This is a genomic window from Bradyrhizobium sp. CCBAU 51753 (assembly GCF_015291565.1).
GTDB lineage: Bacteria > Pseudomonadota > Alphaproteobacteria > Rhizobiales > Xanthobacteraceae > Bradyrhizobium > Bradyrhizobium ivorense.
Map to the genome: position 1 here is coordinate 3,368,547 of NZ_CP030037.1, position 21,422 is coordinate 3,389,968.

Sequence of the window (21,422 nt, forward strand, 5' to 3'; positions counted from 1 at the left end):
TGGGTTCAGATCAGCCTGCAGTCAGTTCGGCCGGCAGCCGGAATTCGATATTCTCCTCGCGGCCGGGGAGCACCGAGACCGATACCGGTCCGATCCGCCGCAGCGCCTCGATCACATCGTCGACCAAAACCTCCGGCGCCGAGGCGCCCGCTGTAATGCCGACGGCCTTCGCATCCTTCAGCCAATCCGGGTTGAGCTCGCTCCCATCGGCAATGAGGTAACTCGCGACGCCGACCTCGGTGCCGATTTCGCGAAGCCTGTTTGAGTTGGAACTATTGGCGGCCCCAACCACCAATATGACGTCCACCAGTTTGCTCAGGTCCCTTACCGCGGATTGGCGGTTCTGTGTCGCATAGCAGATATCCCGGGTGTCCGGGCCTTGAATGTCTGTAAATTTTGCCTGAAGAGCCCCGATTATGTCCCTTGTGTCGTCCACGGACAACGTCGTCTGGGTGATATAGGCGACCGGGGTGTCGGTCGGAAGGGTGAGTTCCGCCACGTCCTCGACGCTCTGGACCAGCAGAACCGGGCCGGGAACCTGCCCCATGGTTCCCTCGACCTCGGGGTGGCCGGCATGCCCGATCAAAATCAGGGCGCGGCCCTTCGAGATATAGCGCTTGCCTTGATTATGGACCTTGGTGACGAGCGGGCAGGTGGCATTGAGCACCGGCAGGTCGCGCGCGGCAGCCTCCTCCTCGACGCTCCTGGCCACGCCATGGGCACTGAACACGGTGACCGCCTTGGCCGGCACTTCCGACAGGTCCTCGACAAAGATCGCACCCTTCTTCTTCAGGCTTTCGACCACGTACTTGTTGTGCACGATCTCGTGGCGGACATAGACCGGCGGGCCGTACTTCTCGAGCGCACGTTCGACGATCTCGATGGCGCGCACGACACCGGCACAGAAGCCGCGCGGCTGGGCCAGAAACACTTCCATAGGACGTCCGTTACGCAAAATTGCACCAGTCCGTTCAACGCGCTTGCGACCATTTCGGCGTCGCACTTCACCGGGCCGGACACCGCAGCGTGAGCTGCACCATCCGTGCCATCACAGTTCCTGTGGCTGGAACGCCCCAAGCACATGGAACTACAGGGTTTTGCCCCAAAAAGGTAGTGCTACGAAATGTTGCTGGGCCGTGCGAGAAGCCGTCTGAGGTATTATGGTATGGGATATCGCCCCTGCGACCGTCCGTCCCCCTCACTTGTTCGTCACTTTATCGCCCTCTGGGGCGGTTTATACCGGCCATTCACGGCCGTGTCGGTTGTCCGGGACCTCCTCGCCATTCCGTCGAGGAGAATGACCAAAACAACATTAGATCGGCCCCGGGAACTCCGCTAGAGAGCGGGCGTTTTCGGCCATGCTTCCCCGAGATTGGAAAGATAAGAAGTGCTGACAAATATTGTCGTCTCAGTTGTTCGGACGTGTACGCGTTTTGCTCTTCCTGTTGTCATTTTTTCCCTGCTGCTCTCGATCGGCGCGGGCATCTATGCGGCGCGCAACTTCTCGATCAACACCGACATCAACAAGTTGATCTCGGCCGATCTGGACTGGCGCAAGCGCGACAACCAGTTCGAGGAAGCATTCGACCGCGAGCGGCTGATCCTGGCGGTGGTCGAGGCGCAGACCCCTGAGCTGACCAGCTCGGCGGCGAAGGCGCTGACCGAGCGGCTGCAAGGCGACAAGAAGAACTTCGAGTCGATCACGCCGCTCGGCTCCGGCGAGTTCTTCGAGAAGAACGGCCTGCTGTTCCTGCCCACCGAAGAGGTCGCCAAGACCACGGCCCAGCTTGAGCAGTCGGCGCCGCTGGTCGAGATCATGGCCGGCGATCCTTCGATCCGCGGGCTGACCGGTGCGCTCGAGACCGGCCTTGCCGGCGTCAAGCGCGGCCAGGTCAAGCTCGACAATGCCGTGCGTCCGTTCAACCTGATCTCGGAAACGATCGAGACCATCCTCGCCAAGGGCGATGCGACCTTCTCCTGGCGCGAGCTCACCAGCGACAAGCCGCTGACCGATTCGGACAAGCGCGCCTTCATCGAGATCAAGCCAATCATCGACTATTCGGCGCTGGAGCCGGGCAAGGGCGCGACCGATGCGATCCGCAAGGCGGCGGCCGACCTGAATTTTCCGACCGCCTTCCACGCCCGCGTGCGGCTGACCGGGCCGGTGCCGATCGCCAATGAGGAATACGCCACCGTCCAGGACGGCGCGATCACCAACGGCATCGGCACCGTGGTGATCGTGCTGATCATCCTCTGGATGGCGCTGCACTCGGGTAAGATCATCTTCGCGGTGTTCCTCAATCTGTTCATCGGCCTCGCCATCACCACGGCGGTCGGTCTGATGATGGTGGGATCGCTCAACCTGCTCTCGATCGCGTTTGCCGTGCTGTTCGTCGGCCTCGGCGTCGACTTCGGCATCCAGTTCAGCGTGCGCTACCGCTCCGAGCGCTTCAAGAACGACAATCTGACATTGGCGCTGGAGAACGCGGCGCGCCGCTCGGCGGTGCCGCTGTCGCTCGCGGCGATGGCGACCGCCGCCGGCTTCCTCTGCTTCCTGCCGACCGACTACAAGGGCATCTCCGAGCTCGGCAAGATCGCCGGCGCCGGCATGGTGGTGGCGTTCATCTCCAGCATCACGGTGCTGCCGGCGCTGCTCGATCTGCTCAATCCGCCCGGCGAGAAGGAGCCGGTCGGCTACGCCTTCCTCGCGCCGGTCGATCACTTCCTGGAAAAGCACCGCATCCCGATCATCGTCGGCACCATCCTGGTGTCGGTCGCGGGCCTGCCGCTGCTCCACTACATGAAGTTCGACTTCAACCCGATCAATCTGCGCAACAAGAATGCGGAATCGATCGCGACCTTCCTCGACCTGAGGAAGGATCCGAACACCGGCGCCAACGCCATCAACGTGATGACGAACTCGGAGGCCGACGCCAGGAAGATCGAGGCCAAGCTCGAGAAGCTGCCGGAAGTGTCGCGCGTGATGTCGCTCGACAGCTTCGTGCCGGAGGACCAGCCGGCCAAGCTGAAGCTGATCGCGCAGGCGGCCAAGACGCTGGGTCCGGCGCTCAACCCGGATTCGGTCGATCCGGCGCCGTCGGATCAGGAGAACATCGAGTCGCTGAAGAGCTCGGTCGACAGCCTGCGCAAGACCGCGGGCGACGGCAAGGGGCCGGGCGCGGTCGCCGCGCACCGGCTCGCCGACGACCTGCAGAAGCTCGCCGATTCGAACCAGGCCACCCGTGACAAGGCGCAGGAGATCTTCGTTGCGCCGATGAAGATCGTGTTCGAGCAGCTGCGCAACACGCTGCAGGCCCAGACCGTGACGCTGCAGAACCTGCCGCCGGAACTGGTCGCGAGCTGGAAGACCAAGGACGGCCTGATGCGGGTCGAGGTCGAGCCGAAGGGCGACCCGAACGACAACGACAATCTGCGCCGCTTCGCCGACGCGGTGCTCGCCGCCGAGCCGACCGCGATCGGCGGGCCGGTCTCGATCCTCAAATCGGGCGATGTGGTGGTGGATGCGTTCATCCACGCCGGCATCCTGGCGCTGGTGGCGATCAGCGTGCTGCTGTACCTGACGCTGCGGCGGGTGGTCGACGTGCTGCTGACGCTGGTGCCGCTCTTGGTCGCCGGCATCGTCACGCTGGAGATCTGCGTGCTGATCGGCCTGCCGCTCAACTTCGCCAACATCGTCGCGCTGCCGCTGCTGCTCGGCGTCGGCGTCGCGTTCAAGATCTATTATGTCACGGCATGGCGGCAGGGCAGAACGAATCTGCTGCAATCGAGCCTGACCCGCGCGATCTTTTTCAGCGCGCTGACCACGGCAACCGCGTTCGGCAGCCTCTGGCTATCCAGTCATCCCGGAACCGCGAGCATGGGCAAGCTGCTGGCGCTCTCGCTCGTCACGACGCTGGCGGCGGTGTTGCTGTTCCAGCCCGCGCTGATGGGCAAGCCGCGCGAGGTCGCAAAGGAGGGCGATACGGCCGACGACGTCACCTGACGCGTCGGCGCGCCGCTACAGCGCGATGCGATCGGATTGGATCGTCATCGCGCCTTAGGTCGTTTGAGCTAGCGCGTCGGCGTCGGATGCGCGATCTCGGGAAGCAGGCAGATATCGCCGATATCGGCAGCTGAGGCGTTGGCGCCCTGCTTCTGCGCGCTCTTGGCTGCCGTGCCGGTGGTCTTCGGCGCAGCTGCCGTCGATTTCGGCGCGGCACCCTTTGCAGCTGGATTGGCCGCCGGGTTGCCGGCGGCGCTCACCGGGATCGGCGGGCCGACACGCGTCCAGGTCTCGCCGCCGCAGAGGAAACCGAGCACGCAGCCCTGGATCTCGAGCTGGTCGGTTCCGACCGGCTTGATGGTCGAGCTGTAGTGCTGGCCGTCCTTGGCGTTGTAGACCTGACCTTCCCACGCATCGACGCCGGGCTTTTTCTTCATCTCGATCAGGATTGGCATGCCGAGCGTCGGCCGGGTCTGCTTCGCCTGGTCGGGATTGTTCTTGTCGGTGCCGCCGGGGGTTTTTTCCCACGAGACCGCACCCCACATGTTGCCATTGCACTGGGCAACGCGGATGATGGCAACGCCGTCAGCGACCTTCCAGTCGCCAGTGGGGTCCGCAGCCAGTGCCGGTGATACTACGGTGGCCAAAAATAAACTTGAGAGGGCTATTGTGCGCGCGAAAGTTCTTGGGCAGTGCAACATGGTCCAAACCTGTGCTTAAGTCGACGATCCGAGCGGGGGGCAAAACGCCGCTATCGAGCGTTTTATGTTGACGAAATGGCCATCAACCGACGTATGTAACGAATGGTAAGTTCCAATCTAGACGTTTCCGAGATTTTTGTGGAGCGAGAGGGGCAGCGCGGTGCCATGCACACGCGACACCTCAACGAACAGCTCGTTCGCGTTCTCAAAACCATCGGCTACGACGTCGGCTTCCAGAAGGGGCAAGGCCAGTACCTCTACGATCGTCAGGGGGCTCGCTATCTCGATCTATTGAGTGGATTTGGCGTTTTTGCGATTGGCCGGAATCATCCGGCCTTGCGCGAGGCGCTGAAGAGTGTGCTCGACGCCGATCTGCCGAATCTCGTGCAACTCGACGTCTCCACGCTCGCCGGCGTGCTCGCGGAACGCCTTTTGGAACATGTCCCATATCTGGACAAGGTGTTTTTTGCCAATTCCGGCGCCGAGACTGTCGAGGCCGCGATCAAGTTCGCGCGCGCCGCCACCGGTCGCCCCGGCATCGTCTATTGCACGCATTCGTTCCACGGCCTGTCCTATGGCGCGCTGTCGCTGACCGACGACACCAACTTCCGCAGCGGCTTCGAGCCGCTGCTGCCCGGTTGCACCCCCGTTCCCTTCAACGACCTCGAGGCGCTCGAGAAGGCGCTGTCGTCGCGCCAGGTCGGCGCCTTCATCGTCGAGCCGATCCAGGGCAAGGGCGTCAATCTGCCCACCGACGAGTTCCTGCCCGGCGCGCTGGCGCTGTGCCGCAAATACGGCACGCTGTTCATCGCCGACGAGATTCAGACCGGCATCGGCCGCACCGGAAAATTCCTCGCGGTCGAGCATTGGGGCATCGAGCCCGACATGGTGCTGCTCGCCAAGGCGCTGTCCGGCGGCCACGTGCCGATCGGCGCGCTGCTGACCCGCAAGCACATCTTCGACAAGATCTTCAACCAGATGGACCGTGCCGTCGTGCACGGTTCGACGTTCGGCAAGAACGATCTCGCGATGGCCGCCGGCATCGCCACGCTCGATGTCATCAAGCACGAGAAGCTGGTCGAGCAGGCCGCCAAGCGCGGCGCCGAGCTGCGCCTCGCGCTGACCCGGATGGTGCCGGGCTACGAGCTGATGAAGGAAGTCCGCGGCAAGGGCCTGATGATCGGCGTCGAGTTCGGCCCGCCGAAATCGCTGCGGCTGAAGGCGTCGTGGAATCTCTTGGAGACCGCCAACAAGGGCCTGTTCTGCCAGCTCATCACGGTGCCGCTGTTCAAGGATCACAAGATCCTCACGCAAGTCGCCGGCCACGGCCTCCACACCATCAAGCTGCTGCCGCCGCTCACGATCACCGAGGACGACTGCGCCTGGATCGAAAAGGCGTTCGACGAGGTGATCGCCGGCAGCCACAAGGTCCCCGGCGCAATCTGGTCGCTCGGCAAGACCCTGGTCGACAACGCGGTGCGCAAGTCGGCGTAAGCCGCGCTCCTTCATCCGTCATTGCGAGCGAAAGCGAAGCAATCCATCGTGCCGCGTGCGCGGATAGATGGATAGCTTCGCTTCGCTCACAATGACGACACGGGGAAACAGCGCCTGAAACTCACCCCTCCTTGTTGGCGCGCATCGCGCCTTCGAACTTCTCGCCGAACTCGGCGAGCTCGTCGGCGCCGAGATCGCTGACTGCCCAGTAGTTCAGGCCGCGGTCGCTCCAGCGGCGGATGTTGAAGCCCTGCAGGGTCGCGGTCTGCGCCGCGCGCCGCTCGGTGTTTGCGGTCTGCGCCACGAACAAATTGATCACATGCTGGCGCCGCCGATAGACCACGGCGCCGATGGCGCGGGCGTCGACGTAATCGAGCCGGCCGCCGATCAGGGTAAAGCCCTGCGCGGTGAGGTCGATCACCGGCGGCGACACGTCGAGCTTGCCGTTGAACCACGGCTTCACCGTGTGCTGATCGGTCGAGATCACGTCGGTGAGGTGGCCGGCCTGCAGCGAGCGCAGATGCGCCGACACCATTTCGGCCTCGATGCGCTGCGCATCGTCGTTGCGCAGCACGATTGCAACCAGGCCGGTCGCGGCGATCGCCGAGACCGCGGAGCCCATCGCAAAACCGCGCAGCACCGCGCGCCGGTTCGGCAGCGGCTGCACGTTGGCCTGCATTTGCGCCGTTGGCTGCGGTAGCGCCTGTTCGATGCGGCGGCGCAGCTCGAGCGGCGCCTTGTACTGCACGTCGCTCTCGGCCATGGCCTGTCGAATCTCCTGATACTCCTGCATCAGGGCGGCGCAGTGCGCGCAGCCCGCGATATGCGCCTCCACCTCGCGCGCATGGCCGGCGTCGAGTTCGCCGTCGATCAGCGCGTGAAGCAGCACTTCGGCTTCCTCGCATGTCATTTCGCTTGCTCCTGTTCCGCGAGCCAGGCCGATCGCAGCATGGCGCGGGCGCGCGCGAGGCGGGACATCACGGTGCCGACCGGCACCGCGGCGACATCGGCGATCTCGCGGTATGAAAGATGCTGGATTTCCCTGAGCACGAAGGTTTCGCGGAACGGCTCGGCGAGCGCCGCGATCAGCCGGCGCACGGTGTCGCCGTCGAAGCGGCGCAGCAGCTGGCGCTCCGGCGTCTCGGCCGGCTCATTCCACATCGGCGCCTGCTCGGCGCTCTCCGGCAGCTCCTCGACCGGGGCGGGCGCGGTCTTGCGCCGCGCATATTCGGCGCGGCAGACATTGCGCAGGATCGCGAACAGCCACGGCTTCATCGCCGGTCCCCGGTAGCTGTCGAAATGCTTGTACGCCCGCAGGTAACATTCCTGCACCGCATCCTCGGCGTCGGCGGCGTCGCGCAGCAGATAGCGCGCCAGCGTATAGGCGTCGTCGAGGTAGGGCAGCGCGGCTTCGCGAAAGCGCCGCGCCTTTTCGGGATCTTCGTCCGACGCTTTGACAGCCATCGTGTCCTGCCCGGTGTTTTCGGAAGACGGTCGCACCCGGCCGGGGGCGGGAGCCCACCGGCCGGGCAGGGGTGTGATGACCTGGCTCGCCAAATTAGCCAACCTTGATGCTGCCTGTCATGTGCGGATGCAGCGAGCAGAAATACTTGTACTCGCCGGGCGCGGTGAAGGTGAACGAGAAGCTGTCGTCGGTGTCCATGGTCTTGGAGCGGAATTTGCCCGCGCACACCACGGTGTGCGGGATGTCGTCGCGGTTGGTCCAGGTCACGGTGGTGCCGGTCTTGATGTCGAGCTTGGCCGGCTCGAACACGAAGTTGTCGATGTGAATCGCAGTATCGTCGGCGCGGGCCGCGGACACAGGCAGGAGCATGGTCGCGACCGCGGCGATGCCGAAGTCGCGGCGACTGATCGTACTCATCTTCCGTCTTCCCTTCAGCCCTGCAGCGGCGTGTCGATGATCGCGAGCCGCTCGGTGCCCTGCTTGAAGTTGATGCTGGCGACGCCGAGCATGCTGCGCAGCTTGGCATCCTCGACCTTCATCGGGCCGGGCGAGGGCGCCGAGCCCGGCGCCGGCTGCGGGAACGCGGTCGAGCGCGCGGTGTGGAAGGTGACGTTGCCCTCGACCTTCTGCATCACCTGGTGGATGTGGCCGTTGAGCACGGTGACCGAGCCGAACCCCTTGACGTATTCCAGCGCGCGGCCGCCGTCCTCGGTGCCCCAGCCCCATTGCGGATACACCGTCCACAGCGGGATGTGGGCGAACAGCACGATCGGCGTCGACTTGGAGCGGCCCTTGAGGTCGTTCTCCAGCCATTCCAGCTGGTCGTTGCCGAGATTGCCGAGGCCGCCGCCCTTGAGGTCGACGACATTGACGAGGCCGATGAAGTGCACGCCGCCGGCATCGAAGGAATACCAGCCGGCGCCCTTGGTGCCCTTGCCGTAACGCTCCTTGTAGAGCTTGACCTCCTCGTCGATGATGTCGTGCTCGCCCGGCACGTAATGCACGTCGAGCTTGGCCTGCGAGATGATGCGGTCGGCGTCGTCGAACTCCTTGGCCTTCGACAGATGCGTGATGTCGCCGGTGTGGATCATGAACGACGGCTTCATGGGCATGCCGCGAACCTGGTTGATGGCTTCTTCCAAGGTGCCGATGGCGTTCGGATTGGCCGGCTTGTCGAAGCCGACATGGCTGTCGCTGATCTGCAGGAAGGTCATGCCGGCAGGCTCGGCGGCCGCGGCCGAGCCGACGATGCCGAGCGAGCGCGGCACGCCGCCCGAAACTGTCCAGAGCACGCCGGTGCCGGCCCAGGTCATGCATTCCAGCACCTTGCGTCGGCTGACGCCCGTATCGTCGTGATGGTCGTGGTCGTGTCCGCTCATGACAAAGTCTCCCGTGGTCCCCAGGGATTGGGTTTCCGGAGACGTGATTGGAAGCGCCGGGGCTTTATTCCCGTCGGCCTGCGCCGGTCTGAGCGCGGCGATGACGATTTCGTGAGGGCAGCGCGGCCGGCCGCGCGACAGGTGGACGCAACGGCATGATGCGCCGTTGCCGCCGCCATCCGCCGGGTCTATCGCTCCGGCAAAACACGCATCAGGTGGAGGCGACCATGGGAAACATCAGCGGCGGCTGCCATTGCGGCGCGGTTCGATATGAGGTGACGGGGGAACCCATCGTCCATTCGCTGTGCCACTGCACCGACTGCCGGCGCCACGCCGGCGCGCCGATGGTCGGATGGGCGATGTACCCGCAGGAGGCGGTCAAGCTGACCAAGGGCCAGCCCAAGCTCTACAAGTCCTCGGAACATGGACGCCGGCAGTTTTGCGAAAACTGCGGCAGCGGACTTTTCTACACCAATGACAACATCATGCCCGGGCTGATCGATATTCAGAGCGGGACCTATGACGACCCCGACGCGGTGCCGGCCGCCATGCATGTCCAGGTCGCCGAGCGGCTGCGCTGGATGGAAGATGCGCACCGGCTGCCGGCCTTCGAGCGCTTCCCGCCGCAGGCCTAGCGCGAATGCGTGACGGCCGGCCGGGCGGCCGTTGTCCCGGCGCTACAGGCTTGGCCGCAACACGGCTGTCTTGCAACCGTCAGCTTAGTGTCAGCGCCAGGGTGTAAGGGTAGCGCGCTTTATTTTCGTCATTGCTTGGCGTCGCGCGCTTTTTGGCCGGCCGGCTGACGCCGGGCATCGCGACAAGCACGAAGAAACGGTTCCAGTACTGCGTGAGTGGCGTGCCGCCGTCCCCGCGAGGGGACGGCGTTTTCTTTGGGCCGGTGCTAAAGCGTGATGAGATTACGTTGAGCTGGAGCGAGCTGGAGCGGCATTGAAGGTTCACCTCTCCCTTGGGAGAGGTCGATTTGCGCAGCAAATCGGGTGAGGGGTGTCGGTCTATCGAAAGAGCAAGAGCCCTCACCCGGATTGCACCGGACGATGCTTCGCATCGCCGAGCGCAATCCGACCTCTCCCCGACGGGGAGAGGTGAACCGAAACCGCCGCGAGCCGATTCAACCAAAACCCATCCGGCTTTAATCCGGCCGCGCCGCGAATGTCCGAAGCGCTTCGAGCAGCAGTGCCGGCGCCTCCTGCGCGACGCAATGTCCGATGCCGTCAAAGCTCATGCGGCTTGCATGCGGCATCAGCGCTGCGGCGCGGTCGGCCATGATCTTGTAGACCATCCCTGACTGCTCGGCGGTCGCGATGCACACCGGGCAGTTGATCTCGGACAGCCACGAAAACGGATTGCCGCGCGCATCGCCGGCATAGACCTGTTCCATCGCCTCGACGATTGGCCGCAGCAGCGCGGACTCGATCTCCGGCGTGCAGCGCAGCCGCATGCGGCCGTCGTCGAGTTTTGCAAAACCGTTGTTGACATAGGCCCACAGCGACCGCTCGGTCCACGGCGCAAACGCCGGCGCCGTGCGCAGCCGCTGGAACAGCGCGTCGGCGCTGTCGAACTCGGCGCGGCGGCGCAGCGCGCCCTGCACCGATGCGGCCGACATCTCGCTCAGGCCGCCGGGGCGCGGCGTGTGCGGATCCATCACCGTCGGCTCCATCACGAACAGCCGCGCGAAGCGGTCAGGCATCAGCTTGGTCGCGAGCAACAGGTCGGTGGCGCCGGCGCTGTGGCCGATGCCGTAGATGTCATGCAGGTCGAGCGCGTCGACCACGGCGCAGAGGTCGTCGGCGAAATCCCGGAAGTGATAGTGGTCGGCGGATGGCTTGTGGCTCAGCCCGTGGCCGCGGCGGTCGACTGCATAGACGGTGTGATCGGCGGCCAGCGCCTCCGCCACCTCGGTCCAGACCTCGGCCACGAACCCCGTGCCGTGCAGCAGCAGTGCCGGCGGCCTGCCGGGCTCGCCCCATCGCGCCAGCGCGACCGGCGCGTCGGTGTCACCAACGAAGATGCGTTGCGCCTGCGTCATCGCCTGCTATCGCGCATCCTGCAAGATCATCGCGGCGCCCTTTTCGGCGATCATCGCGGTCGGCGTGTTGGTGTTGCCCGAGGTGATGGTCGGCATCACGGAGGCATCGGCGATACGCAGGCCGTGCAGGCCGTAGAAGCGCAGGCGCTCGTCGACCACGGCCAAGGGATCGTTGGCCGTACCCATCTTCGCGGTTCCGACGGGGTGGAAGATCGTGGTGCCGATGTCGCCGGCGGCCTTGGCCAGCGACGCATCGTCGTCGCCGACGGACGGGCCGGGCAAGAATTCCTCCGGCTGATATTTTTCCAGCGCCTTCTGCTTCATCAGTTTTCGCGTGGTGCGGATCGCGTCGGCCGCGACCTGGCGGTCGTCCTCGGTCGACAGATAATTCGGCGCGATCGCCGGCTTGTCGTCCACCGCGGCCGAGCGGATCCGCACCGTGCCGCGCGAGGTCGGCTGCAGATTGCAGGCGCTGACCGTGATCGCGGGGAAGCGATGCAAGGGATCGCCGAACTTATCGAGCGACAACGGCTGCACGTGAAACTGGATGTTGGCGCGCGAGCGCGTCGGATCGGAGCGGGTGAAGATGCCGAGCTGCGACGGCGCCATGGTCAGCGGACCGCGGCGGCGCACCGCATAGTCGAGCCCCATCAGGCCGCGGCGGAACAGATTGTAATAGGTCTCGTTCAGCGTGCGCACGCCGCTCACCTTGTAGATCGCGCGCTGCTGCAGATGGTCCTGCAGATTGCGGCCGATGCCCTGCACATCGACGACGATGTCGATGCCGAGCGGCGACAGCCATTCCGAGGGGCCGATGCCGGAACGCTGCAGCACCTGGGTGGTGCCGATCGAGCCGGCGCAGAGAATCACTTCGCCCCTGGCGCGCGCCTCGATCGTCTCGTCGCCCTGGCGGAACTGGACGCCGGCGGCGCGGCCGCTCTCGATCACCAGGCGGTCGACCAGCACGTTGGTCTCGAGCCGGAGGTTGTGGCGGTTCAACACCGGCTTGAGGAAGCCGCGCGCCGACGACCAGCGCCGGCCGCGCTTCTGGTTGACGTGGAAATAGCTGGTGCCTTCATTGTCGCCGGTGTTGAAGTCGGGGATCCGCTTGATGCCCATCTCCTCCGCGGCGTCGCCGACCGCGTCCAGAATCTGCCACGACAGCCGCGGCGCCTCGATGCGCCAGCCGCCGCCGACACCGTGATGCTCGCTGGCGCCGAGGAAGTGATCCTCGAGCCGCTTGAACGCCGGCAGCACGTCGCTGTAGCTCCAGCCGGCGAGGCCAAGCTGCCGCCAGTGATCGTAGTCCGCGGCCTGTCCGCGCATCGAGATCATGGCGTTGATCGCCGACGAGCCGCCGATCACCTTGCCGCGTGGATAGGCGAGCGCGCGGCCGTTGAGGCCGGGCTCGGCCTCGGTCTTGAACATCCAGTCCGAGCGCGGATTGCCGATCGCAAAGAGATAGCCGACCGGGATGTGAAACCAGATCCAGTTGTCGTTGCCGCCGGCCTCCAGCAGCAGCACGCGCTTGGTCGGATCGGCCGACAGGCGGTTGGCCACGATGCAGCCCGCCGTGCCCGCGCCGACGATAATGTAGTCGTAATCACCCTCGAGCCTTCGCGGCATGTCCTCATTCCCGGCAAACGTCTGTTGTTGGACGACTATTAGGCAGACGCAGCCGGTTGAGACAAGCCCGGCCGATGCAGCCGGGCGTGCGCTGGATGATCAGGGCGTTGCTTGCGCCGGATGTCGACGCAACGGTGCTGCGCTCCCTCGCCCCGTTCTCTTGTCTCGCCGAAGCCCGCCTTCGGGCGAAGGCGGATGCGGGGAGAGGATTGGGGTGAGGGGCTGTCTCCGCATCAGCGGAGGTAGCTGCGTTCGCGGAGGCTCCCCCTCACCCGGAACGCATCTGCGATGCGTTCCGGCCTCTCCCCGCAGGCGGGGAGAGGCGAAGTGGGGCCGTTCCCGCGAATTGCGCGATGTGCGCTAGCTTGTTGGAAACTCCAGCATCGCTTCACCGGCGGCGACGGTTTCGCCGCGCTGGTTCTGCACGGCGACGTCGACTACGACCCAGCGCGACTTGGCGGTGGTCTGCTTGGCCTTGATGGTGCCGGCGGGGCGGATGGTGTCGCCGGGCTTCACCGGCTTCAGCCAGCGCGTCTCCAGCCGGCGATGGATCGCGCCCGCGGGCGTTGCCCAGTCGGTCAGCATGCGCGTGATCAGGCCAAAATTGTTCATGCCGTGCATGATGATGCCGCCGAAATTGGTCTTGCCGAAATCGCCCTTCATGTAGTCGTCGTCGAGATGCAGCGGGTTGTAGTCGAGCGAGGCATCGCAGAACAGGCGGATGGATTCGCGTGACACGGCAAACGCCGGGCCCTCGATGCTGTCGCCGGCCTTGAGGGAATCGAAATTCGCTGGGGTCATCGTGGGCTCCTCACATCGGACGGATGGTCTGGCCGCGACCCGAGCAGATCACGTCGCCATGCTGGTTGAAGAAGACGTTGTCGTGCACCACGAACAGCCGCTCGCGTTTGATGAACTTGTCGAGCGCGCGGGCCTGCAGGGTGATGGTGTCGCCGGGGCGGGCCGGGATGTTGTAGCTCCAGGACTGTCCGGCGTTGACGGTGCCGGGCGAGCGCATCCAGTCGTCCGCAGGCGTGCAGGCGAACATCAGGAGGATGTGGATCGCGGGCGGCGCGACCAGCCCGCCATAGGGGCCGGCCTTCGCTGCAGCTTCGTCGAGATAGAGCGGGTTGGTCTCGCCGACCGCGCGGCAATACAGCGCGATCGCCTCCTGCGTCAGCCTGTAGGGCAGCGTCTTGCGCGGTTCGCCGGGAACGATCTCGTCCCACATCTTGCGCAGCTTCGCGTCCTTCCAGAAATCGGTTTCGAACGAGCCGGCCGCAGAACTTTCTGCTTGCGCCATCGTGCCTCCTCCTGCTGCGCCGCAGATCCACGGCCAGATGATCTTGGCCTAGAGCATCACATGCGATAGCCCGGGCGACGGGGCATTTGCGCAATTTCGGAATATTGGAAGGGTACTGGTGACTTGCCCGACGTGTCAAGTGCCTGGTCGAGCGCCAGCTGCCGGCTACTTTGCATGGGGTTGTTTTTCGGCATTTTGGCAATGGGTGTCAGATCGGCGCGGAATGCGGCCGACGAAGGCAGTGATCCTGGCCGCTCCATCACATTTTGCGAATACGGGCCCCGGGCTGCGGCATGCCACCATCTGTTGGGTGGATCGGCTCTTGCATGCTAGACAAGACACTGTCGTCCAACCCCGAGGTCCGAACTCACATGCCCATCGTCAACCGCGTCGCCGATCTGCAACCCGATATCCAGGCCTGGCGCCGCGACATCCATGAGAATCCCGAACTGCTCTACGATGTGCACCGCACTGCATCATTCGTGGCCGACCGGCTCAGGGAGTTCGGCTGCGACGAGGTCGCGACCGGCCTCGGCAAGACCGGCGTGGTCGGGGTGATCAAGGGCAGGAAGGGACCCGCCAAGGGCGACGTCAAGGTGATCGGCCTGCGCGCCGACATGGATGCGCTGCCGATCGAGGAACAGACCAACCTGCCATACGCCTCGAAGACGCCGGGCAAGATGCACGCCTGCGGCCATGACGGCCACACCGCGATGTTGCTCGGCGCGGCGCGCTATCTCGCCGAGACGCGCAATTTCGCCGGCGATGCTGTGGTGATCTTCCAGCCGGCCGAGGAGGGCGGTGCCGGTGCCGCCGCCATGATCAAGGACGGCCTGATGGACCGCTTCGGCATCGAGCAGGTCTACGGCATGCACAACGGTCCGGGGATTCCGATCGGCTCGTTCGCGATCCGCTCCGGCCCGATCATGGCCGCGACCGATGCGATCGACATCAAGATCGAGGGCCACGGCGGCCACGCCGCGCGGCCGCACAAATGCATCGATTCCGTGCTGGTCGGCGCGCAGCTCATCACCGCGCTGCAACAGATCGTCGCGCGCACCATCGATCCGCTGGATTCAGCCGTGATCTCGATGTGCGAATTCCACGCCGGCAACGCCCGCAACGTGATCCCGCAGACCGCGGAGCTGCGCGGCACCGTGCGCACCCTGACCAAGGAGGTCCGCGAACTGGTCGAGAAGCGGGTGCGCGAAGTGGTCGACGGCGTCGCCAAAATGACCGGCGCCAAGATCGATCTCACCTACGAGCACGGCTATCCGGTCACCGTCAATCACGATGCGCAGACCGAATTCGCCTCCCGCATCGCGCGGGAGGTGGCGGGCGAGGCCAATGTGCACGAGATGCCGCCGCTGATGGGCGCAGAGGACTTCTCCTACATGCTGGAAGCGCGCCCCGGCGCTTTCATCTTCTGCGGCAACGGCGACAGCGCCGGCCTGCACCACCCCGCCTACAATTTCAACGACGAGGCGATCGTGTTCGGCACCTCGTATTTCGTCAAGATCGTGGAGAACGCGCTGGCGGCGTGAGGGCTCGGTGCTGCCCTCCCAACCGTCATTGCGAGCGAAGCGAAGCAATCCATCGCACCGCTTGCCGGGCATGGATTGCTTCGGCGCTTTGCTTCTCGCAATGACGGCCGTCGCCCCCGTGTCGCCGGCTCACGCGCTGGATTGTGCGAAGGCACCCGCGCGTGTCGACAAAGTGATCTGCGCGTCGCCTTCTCTGCGGAAGGCCGACGCCGCGATGAGCGCGGCCTATTTCAAGCTGCTTCGCGCAACCACGGACCGCGAATTTCACGACGCATTGATCCGCAGCCAGCGGCGATGGTTGGAGGTGCGTTCGCAAGGCGCCCGCGGATCTCAGGAGGATGACGATGTAGAAATAGCGGAGCGCGAGGCGCTGTTGAAGGTGACGCGCGACCGCATGAAGAGCCTGCAGACCGGCGAACTGGTCCGCAGAATGGAGCGACAGCGGGGTGTCGCGTCCAAGGACAGCGGCGGCGCGTTCGCCGGATACAAGACGGCCTGCTATCTGCTGCCGCCACCTCATGGCTGGGTTTACGGCTGCTTTGGCGAGGGCCGCCGCCAAAACAGCGACAGGATTTGCAGCGTCGAACTGACTTGGGCGACCGGTCACGGGACTGAATACCGGACTGTCAGCATCGTGAAAGACGGTGCCCCCAAGCCGGTAGCGACTTGCTCAATCGGCTACGCCGAGACGACCGAGCGATGCCCGGACGCCGACGACGATGCTGAACTCAAGGCCAATGCGCGCTGGAATACGAATCCGGTTCCTTCCAACGAACGGCCGACACCGCACGCAAGTGATCTCTGGAAATACGACCCCGATACGTCTGTTGAGCTGGCTGACCAGGAGTGGATGCGCGACTGCCTGTCCGCCGCGACCTATCCGCCCGCGGATGTGAACCGCGCCGATCCCGCCCCGAAGAAGCCGTGATGGCCGCGTCGAACGCGATGGCGATGTGAGTGGTCCCCAAAGCAAAAGGCCCGCGCCGGTGGCGCGGGCCTTCGCATCTGTGAGCCGTGGCTCGCGCGGGATCAGAACACCCGGGCGAAGATCACGTAGAGCACGCCGGACAGCAGGATCGCGGCGGGCAGCGTCAGCACCCAGGCCATCACCATGTTGCGGATGGTGGCGACCTGCAGGCCGGAGCCGTTGGCCGCCATCGCACCGGCGACGCCCGACGACAGCACGTGGGTGGTGGACACCGGCAGGCCGAACACGTCGGCGGCGCCGATGGTGGCGGCGGCGACCAGCTCGGCCGAGGCACCCTGCGCGTAGGTCAGGTGGGTCTTGCCGATCTTCTCGCCGACGGTGACGACGATGCGCTTCCAGCCGATCATGGTGCCGAGGCCGAGCGCGATCGCGACCGCAACCTTCACCCAGGTCGGGATGAACTTGGTGGCGCTGTCGAGCGAGGCCTTGTAGGCGTTCAGGGTCGCGACCTCTTCCTTGTTGAGATCGTTTTCCTTGTCCTTCATCAGGAAGCGGATCGCTTCCGAGGTCAGATACATGTCGTTACGGGTGTTGCCGACGGCTTCCGACGGCACCTTGTTGAGCGAGCCGTACTTCTGCACCTGGTCGCCGATGTCCTTCACCAGCACCGACAGCGAGGGATAGGTGCCTTCGCTGATGTGGTGCGAGGAGACGTACTGCGTCACCGCCGGACGGGGATCGCCGATGATGTTGTGGCCGGCGCCCTTGGTCGCGATCACCTTGGAGGCGGCCTCCGAGGTCTGCTGGAACTTGACCACCTGGCTGTCCGGCAGCGCGCGGTTCAGCGCGTAGGCGGTCGGCACGGTGCCGATCAGGATCAGCATGATCAGGCCCATGCCCTTCTGGCCGTCGTTGGAGCCGTGGGCGAAGCTGACGCCGGTGCAGGTCAGGATCAAGAGGCCGCGGATCCAGAGCGGCGGCGCCTTGTGACCCTCAGGGGCGGCATACAGCGCCGGGTTCTTGACGATCATCTTGAGCAGCAGCAGCAGCACGGCGGCGCAGATGAAGCCGACCAGCGGCGACAGCAGCAGCGCGTAGCCGATCTCGGTCGCCTTGCCCCAGTCCACGCCCGAGGTGCCGTCGCGGCCGCGCAGCAGCGCGTTGGCGACGCCGACGCCGATGATCGAGCCGATCAGCGTGTGCGAGGAGGAGGCCGGCAGGCCGAAATACCAGGTGCCGAGATTCCACAGGATCGCGGCGATCAACAGCGCGAACACCATGGCGAAGCCGGCGCTGGAGCCGACCTGCAGGATCAACTCCACCGGCAGCAGCGAGACGATGCCGAACGCCACCGCGCCGCTCGAGGTCAGCACGCCGAGGAAGTTGAACAGGCCGGACCACATCACCGCGGCTTCCGCCGGCAGCGAGTGGGTGTAGATCACGGTGGCCACCGCGTTGGCGGTGTCGTGGAAGCCGTTGACGAACTCGAAGCCGAGCGCGATCAGCAGCGCAACGAGCAGCAGAATGTAGGGCAGGTAGGAGGTGACCCTGGTGCCGGTGGCATCGACGTCGGCGTAGATGCTGTAGGCAACGTACAAGAGCCCCACGGCAAGAATGCCGAAGAAGATGATCATGGTGAGCGGGTTAAAACCCTTGTCGAGATTGGGCCGTGACGCCGGTTGGATCGGCGCTCCGTCGGCCATCGAAGAATTGGCTGTAATATCGGTCATTCTGACGCCCCTCACATACAGTGTGAGGCCCAGTTTTGACTGAGGGACTTGAAGGTTAGATGACAGTAGCAACGTTGATTTGTGCAGCTGCAGCAAGCATCTGGGCGGGCGCCGCGCTCGATGCGCTGAATCTTCGTGCTTCCCCTTGATAACGTTCGCACAGTCTGAGCGTCGTGGCCGCACGCGCCGCATCACGTCATGAATATTGCCATGAAACACGCGCCGCCATCCGGCGCAGATCGCGCCCGTGGCGGGAAACGGCGGCATCGCGGGGAGGGGGCGGAAGCGAGGTCGCGCGCCGCGCAGCTGGGGCTAGTCGAACCGTGCGGCGCGCGAACCTCAGGGAACGTCATGGCGTGAACATGACGCCCGATCCTTGGAAATGCTATCGTAGCACAGATCAATTAAAGGTTGTAGTGGTTTGTGAGTCTTTATAACATTCTCACCAACGGTCTCACGCAAGCGTTGGTTCTACAGGGATTCCATACGGTTGCATGTCACGCGGCGTGCGCCGCGCGGCGCAGCAGGCCCGCCGCGATTTTTAGATCGTCTATAAAACGCTGATACTCCCGCGCCTTGGCCTCCTCATCCGGCAGTCTTAGCAAATAGGAGGGGTGCACGGTCACGAGCACCTTGGTTCCATCGTGCTCGATCGGACGGCCGCGGTTTTTGTTGATCGGCGTGATCTTGCCCAGCACGCTTTGCGCCGCAGTGGCGCCGAGCGCCACCACGAGGTCGGGCTTGATGGCGGCGAGCTCGCGTTCGTACCATTGCCGGCAGGCGCGGATCTCCGGCGTGTTCGGCTTCTGGTGCAGCCGGATTTTTCCGCGCGGCACGAATTTGAAATGCTTTACCGCGTTGGTGACATAGACTTTGCGGCGATCGATGCCGGCCTCCTCCAGCGCGCGATCGAGCATCAGTCCGGCCGGGCCGACGAAGGGTTTTCCGGCGAGATCTTCCTTGTCGCCGGGCTGCTCGCCGACCAGCATCATCGACGCGGTCTGCCGGCCCTCGCCGAACACGGTCTGGGTCGCGTCTTTCCACAGCGGACAGGCGCGGCAATCGGCGGCCTCCTGGCGTAGCGCCGCAAGCGTGTCGTGGGCCTCTCGTCTCGCCATCGGCTCATCCTGCCGTTGCTGCTCGGGCTGACGCGGCTCCGTCGCCTTGCGGGCGATGAAGGGGCCGCTCGTCATTCGCATCGCGTCTTCGATTAGGGGCCTAATGATCGAATCCTCAGGCAGGTTCCTCCAATAGGCCTGCGGCGCCTCCATCAGTTTCAGTCGCGCCGGATTGAACAGGCCGCTGCCATGCCGCCGCCAGGCTTCCTCGAGCTTCTCCTCGCTCGGCACTTCGGCCTTGTCGATGCCTGATGTGATCGAGATCGCATGGCCATCCCAATGCGCCGACACGTCGGGGGTCAGGATCGACCACGGCATGTCGGCGAAGCGGCTGGCGAAGAACGGCGCGGCGCATTCGACGATGTGATGCTCGGGCTCGAACCAGGCGACGTAATGCGCGTTCTGCTCGCGGCCGATCTCGCGGAAGCGGAGCAGCGCGTGCATCCTGTCGATGTCGCGATAGACCGCGCGCGCCATCGCGTTGGCCTCGGCGACATCAGGATCGGTGGTCGCGCCGAGCAGATCATGATGGCTGCGCAGCCGCCACAGCAGGCGATAGAGCAGGGCGAAGCGCTCGCGGCTTTGATGCAGGATCGTGGTCCGTGCCAGCTCGACGAAGGTGGCGGGCACGTTGAACGCCTGCGGCGCATCGGGCAGATCGTCGATGCCGAATGCGGCACACGATCCGACCGCACCGCGCACCGTCCACGTGACGTCGGATGGCTTCACCGCATTCACCGCCAGGCGCCGCGCGGCCTTGCGCCAGCCTTCGAAATCGGTGTCGCTGTCGAGCGTGATGATGCGCATGCAATTGCTCCGTTGTCGTCACGCCGTCGTTTCGAGCGCCCGCGGCCGATGCCGCGGGGAGGCACTGCGTCCGGTTCGGATCAGTCCTGAATCCCTTTGATTCCGCTGATGAATCGGAGAGCCCACCAATCCGGTTGACTCCGCCGGCCCTGTTAGCTTTATATTAGAACATATCATGAACAAATGAGCCAGTCCCTGGTTCTCTGTTCAGACCAGTGACGGCCTCAAAATTTTGATTGGGAAGGAGCGGCGCATCATGAACGGCGCACGCATGAGTACGCTTGCGTCCCTGCGCGGCAGCATCGCGCGCATCGAGGCGCCCATCGACGCGGGGTTGGATGCGGGTCTGTCGAACCGCATCGCGCTCGGCCACCCCAGTGCTGACGCGATGCTGCACGGCGGGCTGGCGCCGGCCACCCTGCATGAGGTGTTCGCCGACGGCCATCAAGCGGGAGCTGCGACCGGCTTCATCACGGGGCTGGCCGGACGGCTGTCGCCGCGCAAGCCGCTGGTCTGGGTGCGGCAGGATTTTTCCGATGTTGAAAACGGCGCGCTGTCGATGAGCGGGTTGTGCGAGCTCGGCCTCGATCCGCGCCTGCTCGTCACCGTGCGCGCCGCCGATGTCGATGCCGCCTTGCGCACCGCGGCCGACGCGCTCGCCTGCGATGCGCTTGGCGCGGTCGTGATCGAGATCTGGGGCAATGTGCGCCAGCTCGACCTCGTCGCCAGCCGCAAGCTGACGCTCGCCGCGCAAGCCTCCGGCGTGTCAGCGCTGCTGCTGCGGATCGCAGCGACGCCGATCCCCTCGACCGCGGAGACGCGCTGGATCGTGCGCGCCGCGCATTCGCCGCCGGGGTCCTCCGCTAGCGCCTGGGGCGCGCCGCGCTTCGACGCCCAACTCGTGCGCAACCGTCATGGCCCGGTCGGGCGATGGATCATGGAATGGAAATGTGATGAGTGCCAGTTCAGTGAACCGCCGGCGTATCCTCAGCCTCTGGCTGCCACGCCTGCCCATCGATCGCATCAAGCGCCAGCTCGCGCAGTCCGTCTCGCAAGCTGATGCTTCATGTGAGGTGAGCACACCGGTAGGGCTCTCTCCCCCCTTGCGGGGGAGAGTTGGAGAGAGGGGTACCACGGACGCCGGCGTATGCGGCTCACCCCTCTCCCTAACCTCGAGAGCGAGCTCCGCTCGCCTCGGACCCCGCAAGGGGGGAGGGAACCCATCCGCTGGTGCGTCCCTCACGGATGAGATGGCAAACGCTTCTTCTTGTGAGGCG

18 protein-coding genes are annotated in these 21,422 nt (G+C 65.0%); 6 read left to right on the forward strand and 12 right to left on the reverse strand.

All coding sequences use genetic code 11. From position 1 onward, the window contains the following. Nucleotides 1–10: 10 nt before the first annotated feature. Complete coding sequence (ispH, locus tag XH93_RS14955) at nt 11–937, reverse strand: 4-hydroxy-3-methylbut-2-enyl diphosphate reductase (RefSeq protein ID WP_139857479.1); 927 nt, start codon at nt 935–937, stop codon at nt 11–13. Between the two features lie 450 nt (nt 938–1,387). On the opposite strand from ispH, the gene XH93_RS14960 reads away from it, so the two are divergent. Continuing rightward, complete coding sequence (locus XH93_RS14960) at nt 1,388–4,003, forward strand: MMPL family transporter (protein WP_194474112.1); 2,616 nt, start codon at nt 1,388–1,390, stop codon at nt 4,001–4,003. A 68-nt stretch (nt 4,004–4,071) separates the two neighbouring features. Here the strand turns inward: XH93_RS14960 and XH93_RS14965 are convergent, their stop codons facing one another. Next, complete coding sequence (locus XH93_RS14965; RefSeq protein WP_194474113.1) at nt 4,072–4,704, reverse strand: DUF2147 domain-containing protein; 633 nt, start codon at nt 4,702–4,704, stop codon at nt 4,072–4,074. Nucleotides 4,705–4,806: 102 nt separating this feature from the next. On the opposite strand from XH93_RS14965, the gene hpnO reads away from it, so the two are divergent. Beyond that, nucleotides 4,807–6,198, forward strand: coding sequence for an aminobacteriohopanetriol synthase HpnO (hpnO, locus tag XH93_RS14970; RefSeq protein WP_139481960.1), 1,392 nt, complete (start codon nt 4,807–4,809; stop codon nt 6,196–6,198). Between the two features lie 121 nt (nt 6,199–6,319). On the opposite strand, the gene XH93_RS14975 is transcribed toward hpnO, so the two are convergent. From XH93_RS14975 to XH93_RS14990, 4 genes are all read right to left on the reverse strand, one after another. Then, nucleotides 6,320–7,108 (reverse strand): anti-sigma factor, encoded by a 789-nt coding sequence (locus tag XH93_RS14975; protein WP_194474114.1) that lies wholly within the window; start codon nt 7,106–7,108, stop codon nt 6,320–6,322. Next, nucleotides 7,105–7,662, reverse strand: coding sequence for a sigma-70 family RNA polymerase sigma factor (locus XH93_RS14980; protein ID WP_194474115.1), 558 nt, complete (start codon nt 7,660–7,662; stop codon nt 7,105–7,107). Before XH93_RS14980 ends, XH93_RS14975 begins: the two co-directional genes overlap by 4 nt. 94 nt (nt 7,663–7,756) lie before the next feature. Beyond that, nucleotides 7,757–8,080: a cupredoxin family copper-binding protein gene (locus XH93_RS14985; RefSeq protein ID WP_139857484.1), complete on the reverse strand. Its 324-nt coding sequence runs from the start codon at nt 8,078–8,080 to the stop codon at nt 7,757–7,759. Nucleotides 8,081–8,094: 14 nt separating this feature from the next. Next, nucleotides 8,095–9,042 carry a metallophosphoesterase gene (locus tag XH93_RS14990; protein WP_194474116.1) on the reverse strand — a complete coding sequence of 316 codons (948 nt, stop codon included), beginning with the start codon at nt 9,040–9,042 and terminating at the stop codon, nt 8,095–8,097. Nucleotides 9,043–9,269: 227 nt separating this feature from the next. Between XH93_RS14990 and XH93_RS14995 the strand changes: the two genes are divergently transcribed. Continuing rightward, nucleotides 9,270–9,677, forward strand: a complete 408-nt coding sequence (locus XH93_RS14995) for a GFA family protein (RefSeq protein ID WP_194474117.1) — start codon at nt 9,270–9,272, stop codon at nt 9,675–9,677. Nucleotides 9,678–10,192: 515 nt separating this feature from the next. On the opposite strand, the gene XH93_RS15000 is transcribed toward XH93_RS14995, so the two are convergent. From XH93_RS15000 to XH93_RS15015, 4 genes are all read right to left on the reverse strand, one after another. Next, on the reverse strand, nt 10,193–11,089 hold the full coding sequence (locus XH93_RS15000) for an alpha/beta fold hydrolase (protein WP_194474118.1): 897 nt from the start codon (nt 11,087–11,089) through the stop codon (nt 10,193–10,195). Between the two features lie 6 nt (nt 11,090–11,095). Beyond that, the gene (locus XH93_RS15005) at nt 11,096–12,715 is read right to left on the reverse strand and encodes a GMC family oxidoreductase (protein ID WP_194474119.1); all 1,620 of its coding nucleotides are present in this window, start codon (nt 12,713–12,715) and stop codon (nt 11,096–11,098) included. A gap of 360 nt (nt 12,716–13,075) precedes the next feature. Further along, nucleotides 13,076–13,516 carry a MaoC family dehydratase gene (locus tag XH93_RS15010; RefSeq protein ID WP_194474120.1) on the reverse strand — a complete coding sequence of 147 codons (441 nt, stop codon included), beginning with the start codon at nt 13,514–13,516 and terminating at the stop codon, nt 13,076–13,078. A gap of 10 nt (nt 13,517–13,526) precedes the next feature. Further along, nucleotides 13,527–14,018 (reverse strand): MaoC family dehydratase, encoded by a 492-nt coding sequence (locus XH93_RS15015; protein ID WP_194474121.1) that lies wholly within the window; start codon nt 14,016–14,018, stop codon nt 13,527–13,529. Nucleotides 14,019–14,389: 371 nt separating this feature from the next. On the opposite strand from XH93_RS15015, the gene XH93_RS15020 reads away from it, so the two are divergent. Both XH93_RS15020 and XH93_RS15025 read left to right on the forward strand, forming a co-directional pair. Continuing rightward, complete coding sequence (locus XH93_RS15020) at nt 14,390–15,562, forward strand: M20 aminoacylase family protein (protein WP_194475146.1); 1,173 nt, start codon at nt 14,390–14,392, stop codon at nt 15,560–15,562. A gap of 100 nt (nt 15,563–15,662) precedes the next feature. Then, the gene (locus XH93_RS15025) at nt 15,663–16,490 is read left to right on the forward strand and encodes a lysozyme inhibitor LprI family protein (RefSeq protein ID WP_246799621.1); all 828 of its coding nucleotides are present in this window, start codon (nt 15,663–15,665) and stop codon (nt 16,488–16,490) included. A 101-nt stretch (nt 16,491–16,591) separates the two neighbouring features. On the opposite strand, the gene XH93_RS15030 is transcribed toward XH93_RS15025, so the two are convergent. Together XH93_RS15030 and XH93_RS15035 are read right to left on the reverse strand one after the other, a co-directional pair. Further along, a complete protein-coding gene (locus XH93_RS15030) occupies nt 16,592–18,220 on the reverse strand; it encodes an inorganic phosphate transporter (protein ID WP_194474122.1) in 1,629 nt (542 codons plus the stop codon). Between the two features lie 497 nt (nt 18,221–18,717). Then, nucleotides 18,718–20,145: a UdgX family uracil-DNA binding protein gene (locus tag XH93_RS15035; protein ID WP_194474123.1), complete on the reverse strand. Its 1,428-nt coding sequence runs from the start codon at nt 20,143–20,145 to the stop codon at nt 18,718–18,720. 256 nt (nt 20,146–20,401) lie between these two features. Here XH93_RS15035 and XH93_RS15040 point away from each other — a divergent pair, with 256 nt between their 5' ends. Continuing rightward, nucleotides 20,402–21,205: an ImuA family protein gene (locus tag XH93_RS15040; RefSeq protein WP_194474124.1), complete on the forward strand. Its 804-nt coding sequence runs from the start codon at nt 20,402–20,404 to the stop codon at nt 21,203–21,205. Nucleotides 21,206–21,422: the final 217 nt, after the last annotated feature.